This window comes from Prosthecobacter fusiformis (assembly GCF_004364345.1).
Lineage (GTDB): Bacteria > Verrucomicrobiota > Verrucomicrobiia > Verrucomicrobiales > Verrucomicrobiaceae > Prosthecobacter > Prosthecobacter fusiformis.
In genome coordinates this window covers 791,989-807,768 of record NZ_SOCA01000001.1, presented here as the reverse complement: position 1 = coordinate 807,768, position 15,780 = coordinate 791,989, and the positions used below count along the sequence as shown (strand labels likewise).

General features: G+C 53.2%; 12 protein-coding genes and 1 tRNA gene. 7 read left to right on the top strand and 6 right to left on the bottom strand.

Features of this window, described 5'->3' with window-relative positions; genetic code table 11:
* Positions 1-5: 5 nt before the first annotated feature.
* The 3 genes from EI77_RS03050 (at position 6) to EI77_RS03045 (ending at position 5,815) form a co-directional block, all read left to right on the top strand.
* Positions 6-3,023 carry a tetratricopeptide repeat protein gene (locus EI77_RS03050; RefSeq protein ID WP_133793274.1) on the top strand — a complete coding sequence of 1,006 codons (3,018 nt, stop codon included), beginning with the start codon at positions 6-8 and terminating at the stop codon, positions 3,021-3,023.
* A 153-nt stretch (positions 3,024-3,176) separates the two neighbouring features.
* Entirely contained in the window at positions 3,177-3,314 is a 138-nt protein-coding gene (locus EI77_RS23235) for a hypothetical protein (protein WP_166646999.1), read from the top strand.
* A gap of 392 nt (positions 3,315-3,706) precedes the next feature.
* Positions 3,707-5,815 carry a sulfatase family protein gene (locus EI77_RS03045; RefSeq protein ID WP_166646998.1) on the top strand — a complete coding sequence of 703 codons (2,109 nt, stop codon included), beginning with the start codon at positions 3,707-3,709 and terminating at the stop codon, positions 5,813-5,815.
* 97 nt (positions 5,816-5,912) lie between these two features.
* Here the strand turns inward: EI77_RS03045 and thrC are convergent, their stop codons facing one another.
* Entirely contained in the window at positions 5,913-7,271 is a 1,359-nt protein-coding gene (gene thrC, locus EI77_RS03040) for a threonine synthase (protein ID WP_133793272.1), read from the bottom strand.
* Positions 7,272-7,391: 120 nt separating this feature from the next.
* On the opposite strand from thrC, the gene EI77_RS03035 reads away from it, so the two are divergent.
* A tRNA-Gly gene (locus EI77_RS03035) sits at positions 7,392-7,465 on the top strand.
* A gap of 28 nt (positions 7,466-7,493) precedes the next feature.
* On the opposite strand, the gene EI77_RS03030 is transcribed toward EI77_RS03035, so the two are convergent.
* Complete coding sequence (locus EI77_RS03030) at positions 7,494-8,678, bottom strand: SMP-30/gluconolactonase/LRE family protein (protein WP_133793271.1); 1,185 nt, start codon at positions 8,676-8,678, stop codon at positions 7,494-7,496.
* Positions 8,679-8,855: 177 nt separating this feature from the next.
* Between EI77_RS03030 and EI77_RS03025 the strand changes: the two genes are divergently transcribed.
* The 3 genes from EI77_RS03025 (at position 8,856) to EI77_RS03015 (ending at position 11,083) form a co-directional block, all read left to right on the top strand.
* Entirely contained in the window at positions 8,856-9,518 is a 663-nt protein-coding gene (locus EI77_RS03025; RefSeq protein ID WP_133793270.1) for a hypothetical protein, read from the top strand.
* A gap of 20 nt (positions 9,519-9,538) precedes the next feature.
* Positions 9,539-9,721, top strand: coding sequence for a hypothetical protein (locus EI77_RS03020; protein ID WP_133793269.1), 183 nt, complete (start codon positions 9,539-9,541; stop codon positions 9,719-9,721).
* Between the two features lie 120 nt (positions 9,722-9,841).
* Entirely contained in the window at positions 9,842-11,083 is a 1,242-nt protein-coding gene (locus tag EI77_RS03015) for a Gfo/Idh/MocA family protein (protein WP_133793268.1), read from the top strand.
* A gap of 234 nt (positions 11,084-11,317) precedes the next feature.
* Here the strand turns inward: EI77_RS03015 and ligD (EI77_RS03010) are convergent, their stop codons facing one another.
* The 4 genes from ligD (EI77_RS03010) to EI77_RS02995 all read right to left on the bottom strand — a co-directional run bounded on the left by ligD (EI77_RS03010) (position 11,318) and on the right by EI77_RS02995 (position 15,534).
* Positions 11,318-12,226, bottom strand: a complete 909-nt coding sequence (gene ligD / locus EI77_RS03010; protein WP_133793267.1) for a non-homologous end-joining DNA ligase — start codon at positions 12,224-12,226, stop codon at positions 11,318-11,320.
* A complete protein-coding gene (ligD, locus tag EI77_RS03005; protein ID WP_133793266.1) occupies positions 12,223-13,851 on the bottom strand; it encodes a non-homologous end-joining DNA ligase in 1,629 nt (542 codons plus the stop codon). The genes ligD (EI77_RS03010) and ligD (EI77_RS03005) overlap by 4 nt, the downstream gene beginning before the upstream one ends.
* A 9-nt stretch (positions 13,852-13,860) precedes the next feature.
* On the bottom strand, positions 13,861-14,778 hold the full coding sequence (gene ku, locus EI77_RS03000) for a non-homologous end joining protein Ku (RefSeq protein ID WP_133793265.1): 918 nt from the start codon (positions 14,776-14,778) through the stop codon (positions 13,861-13,863).
* A gap of 105 nt (positions 14,779-14,883) precedes the next feature.
* On the bottom strand, positions 14,884-15,534 hold the full coding sequence (locus EI77_RS02995) for a hypothetical protein (protein ID WP_133793264.1): 651 nt from the start codon (positions 15,532-15,534) through the stop codon (positions 14,884-14,886).
* Positions 15,535-15,780 lie beyond the last annotated feature (246 nt).

The window sequence follows — 15,780 nt, the reverse complement described above, 5'->3', positions numbered from 1 at the left end:
GCCCCATGGAGATCATCACATTTTTCAGCTTCAAGGGCGGGGTGGGCCGTACCCAGGCGCTTCTCAATACCGCCTGTGAGTTTGCCCAGCGGGGAAAAAATGTGCTGCTCATTGACTTTGATCTTCACGCCCCAGGCCTCAGCCTCATGGAATGCATGAAGGCAGAAGAGGATGAGACTAACCCTGCTCGTCCTGGGGTTCTGGATTTCTTCGAATGGCTCGTCTTGCTGGACGAAGCCGTTCGTCGGGGAGAGCCGCCTCCGCCACCCATCAATTTGGCCGCGTGCGCTTATTCTCCTGTGATTGCCTCCAAGCTTAAGGAGGGGGCAGGTTTTTTGAAGCTCGTTCCTGCGGCTCTGCTCAAGGACGACTGCTCGGGGACAACCCATTATTCTGATCGCGTACATGCGATGGATGCTCCTCTTACAGAGGTGATTCGCCGCACCCATAAGGACGGGGGAAAAAACCCGGTGATCGAGCAGATTCGTTCCCAGTTTGTCACCTTGCCTGAAGCAGAACGGCCAGATGCCATTTTTATTGACGCCCGCACTGGGATTACCGGGATTGCAGATTTGCTTCTCACCCAGTCCTCTGACCGCATTGTCCTGGTTACAGGACTCAATCAACAAAATCTCTGGGGATTGGAATCCACTCTGCTGGAGATTCAGCGTTCAGTGGAAACTGCGGATTGGTTGAGGCGTATCACCATTGTTGTCAGCCCTGTGCCTCTGGGAGAACTTGAATTGACGGAGAAGCGTTCACGGGCCATTGCCGATACCTTGGGCAGGCATGTGGATGTTGAGGAGCGAGAAATGTTCGGCGAGATTGGCCTGGTTCCAACGCCGATACAGATTCCGTATAATGCACAGCTTGCGCTCCTTGAGGATCCCATACTCCTCAGGCATGAGGACTCGGAGCCTGCAAAAAAATACCGCCATCTTGCAGACCGTTTGGGGGGCAAAATCGAGCCGCTCCGCTTCAAGCTATCCGGTCAGGATGAGGCAGGTAAACAGAAGGAGGACGGGCTTCCGTTGGAGCATCCACTTACCAAAGCTCTATCCTGGGATGCAGGGCTGGAGCCGAAGGTTGCTAAAGCCATTTTGTCCTCGCTCACTTCTCAAACTGAGCCAGACAAACCCTACCCTGGATGGTTGCGTCACGCTCTGAATTATTTGGCGAATACACCGGCTTTCAACTCGGAAGGAACCATTCTCAGGGGTGTACTATTGAGCTTACCAAGAATGACGAAATCCGAGCGAAGCGCGCTGCTGGAAACTTTTCGGAAGGAACGACAACATCTTTTCTCAGTTCAAAAATCCGATTGGCCTGGACTTGCCGGAGTATTGGGAGCGGCGCGCGCGTTATGGATTCAGGCTCTCGCACCTAACAGGCACCAACGCGGATTGGATTGGAAGGCGCTGGTTAACATTACGGCATCAGTCACGGGTTGGGCCTCATATTGGACGAATCTGGCAGAGGAGTTGAGACTTCAAGGATTACGTCAAGACTCTGTCGATCTATTGATGGCTGGAGTAAAAAGGTTTTCAGATCGTCCAGAATATTACAACGCCACGACCCAGATTCTTACCATGGCCGATGCGTATCAAGAGGCGCTTATTGTGGTTGATAGCTGGCTAAACTTTGAGCAATCTCATGACAAATTAGGCTTGGTGGATGCCTGGGTAAAGAAAGCCCAAATTTTGAAATTGTTAGGTAGGCCCCTGGAAGGAGAGGAGATATTGAGATGTGCTGAGGCGTCGGCTCGAGAGGGATCTCCCACCACCAGTCTTGCAAACACCCTATTTTTCCATGGTGAGTTGCTGGTTCTCGCCGATAAGTTGGAGGAGGCGCGCACTAACTATGATGAGGCGCTTGAGATCTACCGTAAGGTCAAGTCACGCAATGGAGAAGGTAATACGCTCCGGTCACTGGGTGAACTTCTGGTTCGCACCGGGAGACTGGAGGAAGCACGGTCTAGCTACGATGAAGCATTGGCGATTTTTCGTGCGGTCAAGCAACGCCACGGCGAAGCCAGCACGCTCCGGTCACTGGGAGACCTTCTTGTGCGGACCGGCAAACTGGAGCAAGCACAGTCTAGCTACAACGAGGCGCTTGCGATTTTTCGTGAGGTCAAGGAACGCCTTGGAGAAGCCAACACTCTCAAGTCGCTGGGTGACCTGCTGGTGCGGACGGGTAAGCTGGAAGAGGCACAGTCCAGATACGATAGGGCGATGGGGATATATCGTGAAGTCAAGGCACGAGTTGGAGAAGCTTACTCACTCCAGTCACTAGGTGAACTGCTTGTTCGTACCGAGAAACTGGAAGAAGCACTGAATTGTTACGAAGAGTCATTGGCGATTTTCCGTGAAGTCAAGGAACGCCTTGGAGAAGCGAACACGCTAATATCGCTGGGTGACCTGCAAGTAATCACCGGGAAGCTGGAAGAGGCCCGTTATAGCTACGATGACGCGCTAGGCATATTTCGAGAGATCAAGGACCGGCTGGGCGAAGCCAACACTCTCAAGTCGCTGGGAGAGTTGCTACTGCGCACAGGTAAGTTCAAGGAGGCACGCGCTTCCTACGATAAGGCGATGGTGATCTATCGCGACATCAAGGAAGTTCTTGGCGAAGCCAATACGCTAAAGTCGCTGGGGGACCTGCTGTTGCAAACAAAGAAGTTAGATGAGGCGAGATCCACCTTCGACGCCGCGCTATCGATTTATCGTGAAATCAAGGAAGTTCTTGGTGAAGCCAACGCTCTTCAAGGTTTGGCCAAATGGCATCTTGCCAAAGGCAATATGACGGAATGCCAGGAACAGACTAATGACTGTCTAAAAATGTATGCAGACCTTGCGGATTCAGAGGGAGAGTGGGAAGCGAAAATGATTTCGGCCAAGGTGCTCGCGGCGAAGGGGGAGGCAGAGAAGGCGAAAGAGATCGTTAACCTAGTAAAACGGGAGGCGATTTCCAAAGGCTATGTTACCCTTGCAAGAGAGGCAAATGATCTGCTGGAAGCATGGTAACGACAGTATAAGGATTACAAAGTTGCCATGAAGTTTGTTTTCCTCTGGTGCGAAGAGATGGGTTTGGGCGATGGCGGCATGACGTGAGAGGAGGTATCTCATCGGGTCCGGGACGGAGTCCGCTTGCACGTCATCCGTAAATAATGTACAGTGATGTTATTTCTAAACCTCGCCGCCAGCCATTCCTTCTTCTCCCTGCCACGTTTGCCACCTTCCCCCGCGCATCCCCATGAGGATGATGGGGATGATGGGGAAATCGTGGGGATTTACATCCCCATCCTAACCAATTGAAAATGAAAGCCTTGCGATTCAAATCCCCAAATGGGGATGTTTTTCATTTCTCCCCAGGGGGCCTTCAGGCACGGTCCGCGAGCTCCTGGTTCCTTAAAGAATGCCACGTCATGGCTCACCTGATTTCCTGCCGATTCGCCCTCCTGGGGCCGCGCGGTGGTCTTCCAATGTCCATCGCCTCCAACTCCATTCGTATCCCCTGGTATACTCTCTCGATGTGCCCAGGGGGACGGGATGGGGATCGATGGGGAGGACATGGGGATTTTCATCCCCATTCTAAACCATTGAAAATGAAGGTCTTGCCTCTCCAGATCCCACATGGGGATGTTTTTTGATTTCTCCCCATGACCCGGCGGCGGGATGACAGTCACGACGGACGAAAATTTCGCGCTATGAAATCCGACACTTGGCGTTTCCAGGGGCTCATGAAAACCTTGCTCGCCATTCTATGTCTTGCTGGTCTCACTGCGTTTGCAGCGGACCGGCCTAACATCATTGTCATTCTCTCAGATGATTATGGTTATGGCAGTGTGGGCTGTTACGGAGCGGATGGGAAGCTGATCCAGACGCCGAACTTGGACCGGTTGGCTAAGGAAGGGCGGAGGTTTACGGATGCGAATACCACCTCCTCGGTTTGCTCGCCCACGCGGTATTCGGTGATCACGGGACGGTATTGCTGGCGGACATCGGAGAAGCACGGGGTGCTGGGCATGTTCTCGCCCCTGCACATTGAAACGACACGGCTGAACATGGCATCACTGCTCAAAAAGCAGGGTTATAGCACGGCGGCGATCGGCAAATGGCACTTGGGCTATGGCAAGGCGGATGAGTCCCCGGCCTGGAGGACGGACTATGCGGCAGAGCTTTCCCCGGGGCCGCTGGACATCGGATTTGACTACCATTTCGGCGTGCCCGCCAACCATGGAGACCTGACCGGCGTGTATGTGGAGAACCGTTTTGTCTATGGTCTGCGCAATGGCAAAATCCCGGCGCACATGAAGATCAGCGGCCCTGATCGTGACAACCCAAATTTCAAAGCCACCTACACCATCGAGGATACGGAGAGCCACAAGAATGAGCCTCTGGATCTGGATGCACCCCACCGGGTGAATGAGCGTGTGATGCCGTATTTGACAGAGAAATCGGCGGAGTGGATCAAGGCTCAGAAAAAGGACACACCATTCTTTTTATACTATACGCCGGTGGCCGTTCACAACCCAGTGACACCAGATAAAGACATCGCTGGAACGAGCAAAGCAGGGCCATACGGAGACTGGATTCATGAGCTGGACCGCAGTGTCGGAGGTATCCTGGCGGCCTTGGATGAAAAGGGCATAGCAGACAATACCCTGATCATTTTTACCGCCGACAATGGCGGTGTTTTCCATCCAGAGCGTGAGATGCCGCAGACGGTGGCCTACAAGGCCGGACTGAAGGTGAATGGCGATCTGCGCGGTGGCAAACACACCGTGTGGGAAGGTGGATTCAAGGTGCCCTTCATCGCCCGCTGGCCTGGGAAGATCCCGGCCGGAACGGTATGTGATGAGATGGTGAGCCTGGCGGATATTCTGGCGACCACAGCGGCCATCGTGGGTGAGAAATTGCCTGCGGCAGGTGAAGCGGCCGAAGACAGCTACAACATCTTGCCCGCATTGCTGGGTAAAGAGGCTCCGGCTGCCCGTAGCGACATGATCATCCACAGCTCAGACGGTGTTTACGCTGTCCGCAAAGGATCGTGGAAATGGATCGAGGGCGTGCCTGCTGAGGGGATTAAGAGGAAGAAATCGGACGAGTTTGCGCCGAGGTTAATTAACCTCAAAGATGATCCAGCGGAGACAAAGGATGTCAGCGCGGAGAATCCTGAAGTGGTGAAGGAACTCAGCACCCTGCTCGTTCGTTATCGCAACGGCGGCTACAGCCGTGAGATGCCGCCCTTCATTGAAAAAATGATGCCCAAGGTGGCTGAACTGACCAAGGCGGAAGGCAGTGTAATCCTTGAAGAATCATTGGTTAGCCTGCCTGAGAAACCCTGGACCGCTAGCAAGGGGGCATGGAAGGCGGAAGACGGGGCCGTCTGGGGCGTGCAAAAGGGGGCCAAGGGTACCGGAGCAAACCTGCGCGTGCCAGTCGGCGTGACAGATGGGGTGCTCGAGTACCAAATCCAGTTTCAGGGCGGGCGTCATTCATTGAGGATTGAGGCCGGTGAAGGCAAACAATCTTTCCGTGTCGAAATCAGCGCCACACAGGTGGGCCTAACAAAGAATCCTGCTCCGGGAGAACCCCGTGATCAGATCCTGCCGCTGGCACGCAAGGCCGTGGAACTGGAGACAGGCGTCTGGTATCCGGTGCGGATCACCTTCAAAGGCAACCAGACAACGGTTCAGGTGAATGAGACGATCCTCAGCGGAACACACGAATTGCTTGGCATGGAGAAGAAGGTCCTGAACTTCCTGGTCTTTGGTGACAAGGCAGGATTTAAGAACGTCCGGCTGGTGAAATGAATGGAACGAATTGAGAGAAGAACATCCAGGAACGTCCTTCGGCGGAGACGCCGAAGGCCGCACATATGACGATGGATCTAGAAGAAGCGAGGCGCCGCTAAGCGCCGACTTTTTCGCGGATGAACGCTTTAACAGCCTCAGCCGTGGCTGGCAGTGGATCCGTCTTCAGCGGCAGGGCTTTCAACACTTCGAGGCTGGGGTGCAGAGGCTCTGCACCGGTGGCCTCCTGGACCACCTCCGGGAACTTGGCCGGGCTGGCCGTGCTCAGCACGACACTGACGCGGTCCTTGGCCATGTCGGTAAAGGCGCAGGCGGTGTGAGGGTCCACCACGTATCCGTGGTCCTTCCACACTTGGGCGATGACTTCGGCGATGGTGGCATCATCCATGCGGCTGGCACGGAAGCTGGAAGCCGTTTTCGGCAGGGTGACTCGGTCGCCCCTTTTCATACGCAGCATGATTTCGCGGACGCGGTTCTGGTCCTTGCCGAGCATGAAATAGAGATAACGCTCAAAGTTAGACGCAGCCTGGATGTCCATGCTGGGTGCATAGCTTGGGGAAACATCGCCCTGTTTATACTCCCCAGTTTCAAAGAAGCGGTAGAGGATGTCATTCTGATTGGTAGCCACACGGAATCCTCCACAAGGAAGGCCCATCTGCTGGGCCATCCATCCGGCCATGACATTGCCAAAGTTGCCCGTTGGAACGACGAATTCCACGGTGGCCCGTGCTTCTTCAGGAAGCTTCATCCAGGCCCAGATGTAATACACGCATTGGGCCAGCACACGGGCGATGTTGATGCTGTTCACAGCCGAGAGATTGACGGCAGAGACAAAGGAGGGATCTCCAAAGCATTCCTTCACCACACGCTGCGCGTCATCAAAGGTGCCAGGGACCGGGATGGCATAGACGTTGGCTGCACCTGTGCAGGCCATCTGGCGCTCTTGCAGCGGAGCCACACGGCCATTGGGATAAAGGATGAAGATTTCGATGCCCTCCTGCCCCATGCATCCATGAATGGCCGCACTCCCGGTATCCCCAGAGGTGGCACCCAGCACAGCCAGTTTCTTGCCCTTCAGCTTGACCTGGCGTTTATACAAAAGGCCGAGGAGTTGCAGGGCGAAGTCCTTGAAGGCCAGGGTGGGGCCGTGCCACAGCTCCAGCACATAGGTCTGTTCGGAGATCTTTTTCAGCGGAGCGACATCCGGGGAATCAAACCGGGAATAAGCCTCTGCCGTGAGGGATCGCCATTCTTCAGCGGGGATGTCCGGTCCGAAAAGGGTGAAAAACTCCGCCGCCAACTCGGGGTAAGTCAGCCCCGCCCAACTGGCCAGTTTCCCAGAAATGTCAGGGAGCTTCTCAGGCAGGAACAAGCCGCCATCAGTGGCCAGGCCGACTTCGACAGCTTCCGTGAAGGAGTGGGGGCGCGTTTGCCCGCGGGTGGAGATGTAAAACATGGTTGTCCCCCTGAGAATGCCCGGTCTGGCGGGTAACTCAAGCCCAGAGCATGCGAAACACCTCACCATGTTATTTGACATCAGCCACCCCATCGCCCATATCTTGTCCTCCACACCACTGCGGGTGTAGTTCAATGGTAGAATACGAGCTTCCCAAGCTTGATACGTGGGTTCGATTCCCACCATCCGCTCCACATTTCCCGTCTAAATGATGAAAAGGGATCAGCGTCCGGTGCTGCTGTTCGGCAATGGCGAATCGGGATTTTGTGCCGCTTGTTCCTCGGGCGACTTCGGAGAAGGCGGATTCATCTTAAAACGGTAAAGCGTATAAGGACCCTTTTGCTGGCTCTTGCCGCCATTATACTGGGGCATACGATGGATCTGGGAAGCCGTAATATACATCGTGCCATCCGGGGCGAGGCTGAGGGTATCCGGCCATTGGATACGGCTATCTTCAATAAGGGTCGCCGTTTCTTTGGAGCGTGGATCAAAGTGAACGATTGCTCCGCTTTCAATAGCGGTGAGGTAAAGGGATCCGTTGTCGGCTTCCAGCATGCCATCGGGCGCGGATGTGGTGGCCACATTGACCACTTTTTTGCCGAGTTCCTCCGTCGTGAGCTTGGGATTGATGAGATCCGCGGTGGCGATGCGGTAGAGGGTGCGTCCGGTCAGGGCGTGGTAGTAGAGCCAGCCGCCTTCTTTGTCTAAGGCGATGCCATCCGAATGAATCTGCGGTGCCTTGCCTGTTTTAGGATCAATGACCTTGATGCCGTCCACCAGGAGCTCGACTCCTTCTTCGGCTTTGGTTGAAGGATGCTCATGCAGCAGTCTACGGGCTTTCCCGGTTTTGATATCGAGCACGATGAGTGCACCCGTGCCACTGTCTGTGATGAATGCATGACCGCTAACAATGTCCACACGGATGTCATTGAGATAAGACTTCTCAGGTGTCACGGATGGATCAAAGCGAAAGACTTGGGTGACTTTGTCAGTCTTCAAATTGACTTGAAGAAGCTTGGGGCCATCAGGCACAACAGCTTCCATTTTTGGGGACGCGGGATCAAGAATCCACAAGGTGTCTTCATCATCCACATAAACGCTTTGGACACAGATGAATCGAGATTTAGCAGCACCCTTTTTATTGTTCCATTTGGAGTCTGGATAAGGCCGGGTAGATCCGTCTGGAAGGATTTCCAAAACGGAATCGGTATGATCATCGGACCAAAAGGGGAAATTGACAAACAGGCGACCAGTTTTGGAAACGGTGACTCCTGTGATTTGCTGGTTTTGGAAAACCGCCGCTTCTTCCAGATTGAGATTTAAAGTGGGAGACGTTTCAGGCGGAGCTGCGATGGAGCGGAGTGTGGAAAGGGCTGCCAGGAAGCACAGGAAGGAAATCGTTTTCATGCATTGTGTTTCGAATGGTGTGCTGACTTTGCGTGCTCTGAGGACAATTATTGAAGCGGATAAGACTGTTTAAATTTTCGGTTAACAAACTATGATGCACACGGTTTCGGTGCCGCGCGCGATGGAGATGTGAAGAGTGCAGCAAAAGCACTTCGTCGATCCATTAACCCTCCTGATATGAAAACCATCTTTGCTCGAATCCTCAAAACTGCCCTTACCACCGGGGCATTGTGTGTGACCGGTATTACGCTCGCACAAACTCAGACGGTGGAAACCGTGACCACAGCCACGACTGCCGATGGCACCATCAGTGAATTCGGCCCTCAGGCTGTCATCATCCGAACCCAATCGGGAGCCCAACCGATGCGGTATACCTTCAGTGAACGAACCACTTATGTCGATGAAACAGGCACGCCAGTATCTGCAACGGTGATTCGTTCCGGTCTGCCCGCCACTGTTCATTATACCCGGGTGGGAGATGCACTCGTGGCTGACAAAGTGGTGGTAAGGACACGTGCCCAAAGCCCTGCAATGACAGAAACCGTGACGACATCTTCAGGCGTCATCAGCGAGTTCGGCCCAGAAAGGCTGATCATCCGCAGTGATTCGTCTCCAACACCTGTCCGGTATAGTTCTGCGCAGACCACCACTTACGTGGATGAAGCGGGTAACCCTGTGGCCATTGAGACAGTGCGCGCAGGCCAGCCTGTCACCATTCAGTATACGCAGGTTGGAGAAAATCTGGTCGCTTCCAAGGTCATCGTCAAAACAGCCGTCGTCGCTCCAGTTCCTGTGATTGAAGAAAAAAGAACAACCATTCGGACGACCGTAACCGAATAAACAATGCAATCCCGCACACTATGAAATCATTTCTTATCCTATCGTTGGCTGTCCTTGGTCTTGGTTTTGTCACCAGTTGCGAAACTGAAGTGGAAGTCGTACCGGTCCAGGTGCCTCCCACTACCGTGACAACCATGGAGGAAACAACCACGCGCACTACTCCTTATGGAACGGTGCAGACACAGACGGTGCAAACCTATTAAGGTCCCTCTGAACACAGTTTAAATCTAAAACGGCCTGGCTTATGCCAGGCCGTTTGTTTTGTTAAGCAGACGTGCACATGAAACATCCAGAGGGGAATCTCGGGCCGATCTTAGTCAGACATGAATACTTTAAACACCAGCCGCCGCCGTTTCCTGTTCTCTTCCGCTGGTCTGTCTGGAATGGTCGGCATCAGCCCAAGTCTGCTGGCTGCACCTTCGGTCGGAGCTTCAGGCAATCAGGCTCCAGGAGAGAGTATCGGATCTAAAAGCGCAGCCATTCCATTGGCCCCTCCTGACAAACAACCAGCTAACTTGAAGCTGCCAGTTAAGAACGAAAAGCAGGTCGGGTGGGCAATTGTCGGTCTCGGTCAGCTCGCTTTGGAAGAGATCATGCCAGCGTTTGCGGAATGTGAATACTCGAAGCCAGTCGCACTGGTCAGCGGCCATCCGGATAAAGCGCGTAAAGTGGCCAAGTTTTATGGCATCAACGAAGATGCTATATACGACTATGAAACGTATGATCGCCTAGCGGATGACAAAAGGGTGGATGTCATTTACATCGTCCTGCCTAACAGCATGCATGCGGAATTTACGATCCGTGGATTGAAGGCGGGCAAGCATGTCCTGTGCGAAAAACCCATGTCCAACACAGTGCAGGAGGCTGAAGAAATGATCGCGGCATCCCAGGAGGCGAAGAAGAAATTGATGATCGCCTACCGGCTGCACTACGAGCCTTTTAACATGAAGGCGATGGAGATCTGCAAAAGCGGAGCGCTAGGCAAGATCAAGACCTTTGTTTCCACAAACGCTCAGGATGTCAAAGCGCCTAACATACGATTGAGTGGCAAATTGGGTGGTGGACCGCTAGGGGACGTGGGCGTTTACAGCATCAATGCGGCGAGGTATACCCTCGGTGAGGAGCCTGTGGAGGTTTTTGCTTATGCGAGGAAACCTGAGGATGATCCTCGTTTTCGCGAAGTGCCGGAAAGTGTTGCCTACACTCTGAAGTATCCTTCTGGAGCGTTGGCTCATTGTGATTGTTCTTTCGGTATGGCGGAAAGCCGATTTTATCGGGTGCATGGCACAGAAGGTTATCTGAACATGGACCCTGCCTTCAGTTATCGGGGGTTGCGGCTGCATGTCAAAGAAGGCGATGCCAAGAGCGGTGATGCAGAAGCAAAGGAAGTGCTGCTGCAAGCAGAGAACCATTTCAGCAAGGAGATGGATCATTTTTCAAAGTCGATCCTGAACGATGAAAAGTGCCACACACCGGGGGAGATGGGGCTGGCTGATATGCGCATCCTGGAAGCCTTGTACAAATCCATCGAATCGGGTGCTCCTGTGGCGATCAAACATGCATGACCGAATTCAGGTCTAACTAAAACTATATAATCTTATGAATGATAAATTTACTGAACCTGAAATTAGATCGGGTCGTGGCGGGTTGGGTTGTACGGTGCTCTTTTTCGCCATCTTGGCGTTGATCGGCCTGGCCATGTGGTTTTTCCTCTGGGGCAGAGCTGCGCCGGGTGATGCTGATATGAGCAGCCCCGCTCCAGTAAACGCGGCTCCCTAAGTCGAACCCTCCGCGATCTGTTACTCCAATGAGCGAATGGCTGGAAGCTTTTGCTTCAGAGTCAGCACGGGGGCAAAAAGGTCGCCATGTTTCTTCAGGCGTTTAAAGATGTCCTTCGTTTCAAAGACGAGGGGCTTCTTGCGTTTCAATGCATTTTCCACTTCCTCCCAGGTTACAGGGGTGGAGATCGTGGGACGTTCTTTGGCCCTCAGTGAATAGACATTCACGGTGGTTTTGTGGTCATCGTTTTGACTCCAGTCCAGCAGGACTTTTCCATCGCGGAGCTTTTTCAGCATCTTGGAAACGACAAGGTCAGGGCATTGCTGTTCCAGCGCCTGTGCAATGGCCTGGGCAAAGGCTTTGGTTCGATCATAGGTCACAGGGGTGTTCAGCGGCACGTAAACCTGGAGACCTTTCGAGCCGGATGTTTTGGGGAAGCTTTGTAGCCCGAGGGAGTCAAACAGGTCTTTCAGCAGGAGGCCTACTTTACAGCAGGTCAAAATATCCGCAGGTGGTCCAGGATCGAGGTCGAAGGCAAGCACGGCAGGACGTTTGACCGCAGTTTTGCGGTGTAAAAAAGTATGGAATTCCAAGTTGGCCAGATTCGCCACCCATACGAGTGAGGGGAGATCACCAATCACGCAGTAATCAATGCTGCCATCTGTTTTAGCCACCTTGGTAGTCTTGATCCATTCGGGTGCATGGTCAGGGCATTGTTTCTCATAGAAGAAAAAGCCATCCACTCCATCCGGGTATCGCTTCAGTGTGATGGCCCGTGAGGCGAGATGTGGAAGCATGTATTCCGCGACACGGATATAATAGTTGATAACATCTCCCTTGGTGAAGCCAGTTTTGGGATACATGACCTTTTCCAGATTGCTCACCGGCACCTGTACACCTTCGACTTCAAGCTGGGATTTTTTGCTCATGAGGCGGGTTTTTCGCGGATGACTTCGCTAGCTCGTTTGTCTTCACGCATCCCCACAAAAACAGGCTGGCGCAGTCGCGAGTCGCGCGTCCATTCAGCAAATTTGACCTGACACACGAGTTTGGATTTGAGCCAGGTGCATTTTTTCATTTCCCTTTTGGTAATGCCCTGTCCCCAGCGACCGCTGCTTTCTACTGGCAGATTGCTAAAAGGGCATTTTTCCTGGATCAAGGGCTGGAATTGCGCATGCAGTTCGCGGAGTAGTTTTGCATTGAAGCCAGTGCCCACTTTGCCCACGCACTGGAGTTTGCCATCCACATGCACGCCCACAATGAGGGCTCCAAATTGAGTGCGGCTGCCAGCGGGTGGTGTGTAACCACCAATCACCACTTCCTGCTCGGCATTGAGCTTCAGTTTGATCCAGTGGCCGCTGCGCTTGCCAGCTTCATAGGTTGAATCGGACTTCTTGCCAATGAGCCCTTCAAGACCCAACTTGCTCGCCTGTTTGAGAAGAGCCGAGGCATCGCCTTCCAGAGACGCTGAATAACGAACGACATCGGAATCAGGCAGGATTTCCCGCAGGCGATCTTTGCGATCCAGGAGGGAACGGCTCTTTTGATCACGGCCTTTGAGGCTTAAAAGGTCGAAGGCGTAATAACAAAGCGGCGGCTGCTCCTGCCCTAACTCATAGGCCTGAAGCATTTGAAAGGAGGAGCGGCCTTTGTCATCCAGGGCCACAACTTCACCATCAAGAATGCAGTTGGGTAGATCCAGTGCCTGGAGCGCTTCGGTGACTTCAGGAAACTTGTGCGTCATGTCATGTTCCGTGCGCGAAATGAGGCTCACCTCTTTACCTTGCTTGAAGGCGAGGGCACGGAAGCCGTCAAATTTGACCTCATAGATCCAGCCGTCATCAGTGGGGGGCGTGGCGACTAGGCGGGCCTTCATGGGCTCCACGAACGCTGGCATTTTGACGGGTTTTTCCAGGGCTGCCGTAGCTTTAGCCGCACTTTTAGTTACGCGCTTGATTTTGACCTTGCCGGTGGATTTGTCTGTCTGACGGTTACTGATCCATGGATCTGCATCCGCGAGCTGTTTCATGTTCCGGCCAGAGATGGCGGAGGTATCATCCATGCGCTTGGTGACGGGTTTCATGTCATCCTCTGCGCGGATGAGAAGCCACTGTTTTTCATCCCGCAACCTGACTAAATACCATTCGCCGTTTAACTTGCTGCCGCTGAGTGTGAAGTGAAGTTTTCCACCTGCGAGTTCCTTCAAAGGAGCTTTGGATAGCGGTTCATAAGTCCCGGTATCCCAGACCATGACTGTGCCGCCTCCGTATTCTCCTTTGGGGATGGGGCCTTCAAAATCAATGTATGAGATGGGGTGATCCTCTACCTCCACAGCAAGGCGCTTTTCCCCTTTAGCGAATGGGATTCCTTTGGGGACGGCCCAGGACTTGAGTGTACCATCCAGCTCCAGCCGGAAGTCATAGTGCAATCGGGAGGCCGCATGCTTCTGCACCACAAAACGGCGGATGCCTCTGGCCTTAGCGGTTTCCTTCTTGCCCTTCGGCTCGGCAGTCTTTTTGAAGTCCCGTTTCTTTTTGTATTCTGTAAGGGACATGAGAGGGCCTTATGCCGCCTTTCGTCGGCTTTTGCTTTTCTTGGCTGGCGCAGATTTTTTAGCGGCTTTGGCTGTGGATGAAGACTTGGTTGTACGTGTGGATTTCGCGGCGGGCTTCTTTTCCGTCTTGGTGCTCGATGTCGAGGCTGGACGTGAACCCGATTTTTTCAGGCTTTCCTGGAGCACGGCAACCAGATCGATGACGTTGGTGGGACGCTTGGTCTTGGCGGCTTTGACAGGCTTGGAGTCACCATTGGCCACCTTGTCCTCAATCATCTCTTCCAGTGCTTCACGATATTCATCTTTGTATTCCTCTGGATTCCAGGGCGTGGTCATGCTTTCGATGAGCTTTTGAGCCATGTTAATTTCGGCCTTGGCCGGAGCACTTCCTTCCGGGGCTTTGAGCTCGGACATGTCCCGCAGTTCATCGGGAAAATGCATCAGCTCGAGAACCAAATTTTTACCCTGCGGCTTGATGGCAGCGAGATGCTGGCGTGTCTTGATCACGACGCGGGCAATGGCGATCTTCCCGCTTTTCTCCAACGCATCGCGTAACAAAATGTATGCTTTACCGCCGCCTTTGGCGACTTCAAGATGATAGGGTTTGTAGAAGAGCAGGGGATTTACTTCTTCCAGAGCCACAAAATTAATGATGTCCACCGTTTGCGTGGCTTCCACATCCACACGTCGGAAGTCCTCATCCTTAATGATGACGAACTTGCCCTTTTCGTATTCGTAACCTTTGACGATCTTGTCCCAGGGGACTTCTTTGCCGTCGTTCTCAGCCACACGCTTATAGTTAACCACGCTGTGGTCAGCACCACGCAAAAGCCGGAAATGAAGATCTTCTCGGCGGATGGCGGGATACAACGATACAGGAATGGAAACGAGTCCAAAACTGATGGTGCCTTTCCAGATAGCTCTCATAAGGGTACTGTGAAGATCGCAAGAAGCGGATACCCTGCGTGTGCAAAAAAAACGTGCACCCTCAGATGAAGGTGCACGTTGCTTGAGAGATGAAACTCTGACCGGTTAGAATTTGAAGCGAAGGCCGGCCTGGAGACCGAAGACGTCTTCAAAAGCATCGTTGTCATCCAAGCCACGATTGGCACCGACATAGATGTCCATCTCTGGAGAGACGGCATAAAGAAGGCGTGCAAAAGCGGAGTATTCGGTCACTGCAAGGTCATTGCTGTCATAGGTGACACCGATATGCGTTTCGAACTGGCCGAACTTCATGCGGAAGTGAGGCGTCACATAGATGCCCCAGTCATCCGTGCCGACATCAAAATCAGCGAGGGAAAGATTGGCATAACTAGCTCCCACTTCGGTGACGAAGTGAATGTTTTCGGTCAGTGGAATGTAACCACCGATACCGGCTTTGCCTGTCCAGTAATCAAAGTCCACATCAAAGGCGTCCACGTCTGACCAGGAGCCATTGATCGCAAAGTACAAGTGATCGACTGGTGAAATTTCAAGGCCGATGCCAGCACCATGACCATCGATATCTGCACCCAGGAAATCAGCCGAGGTGTATTGATAGCCGACGGAGACGTTGGAATACGAGATCAGGACAGGCTCGTATATTTCAGGCTGGACCTGAGGAGCAATGGGGGTGGTGCCTGCAAAGGCTGCCGAGGAGAGCAGCATGCAGCTAAGTGTGGCGAGTGATTTTGTATTCATGGTGTTGTGTCGTTTTGGGTTGGGTTTTGTGCCTGAAGAGATCAGACGCAAAGGGTAGAAATGGGTGTGAGATAAATTTTGTAGTGTCTTTGAACAGATGTGACACTGGGAGTGACAAAGGAGCTGTCCGGTGTTGGTTCGTGGGCGTGGAGCGAGGTGGATGTGCCCAGATTAACTTTTTTATTTTCTCCCTGCATCATGCGGGATTATCCCCATGATGGAGATACCGGGATTCATCCCGCTTGC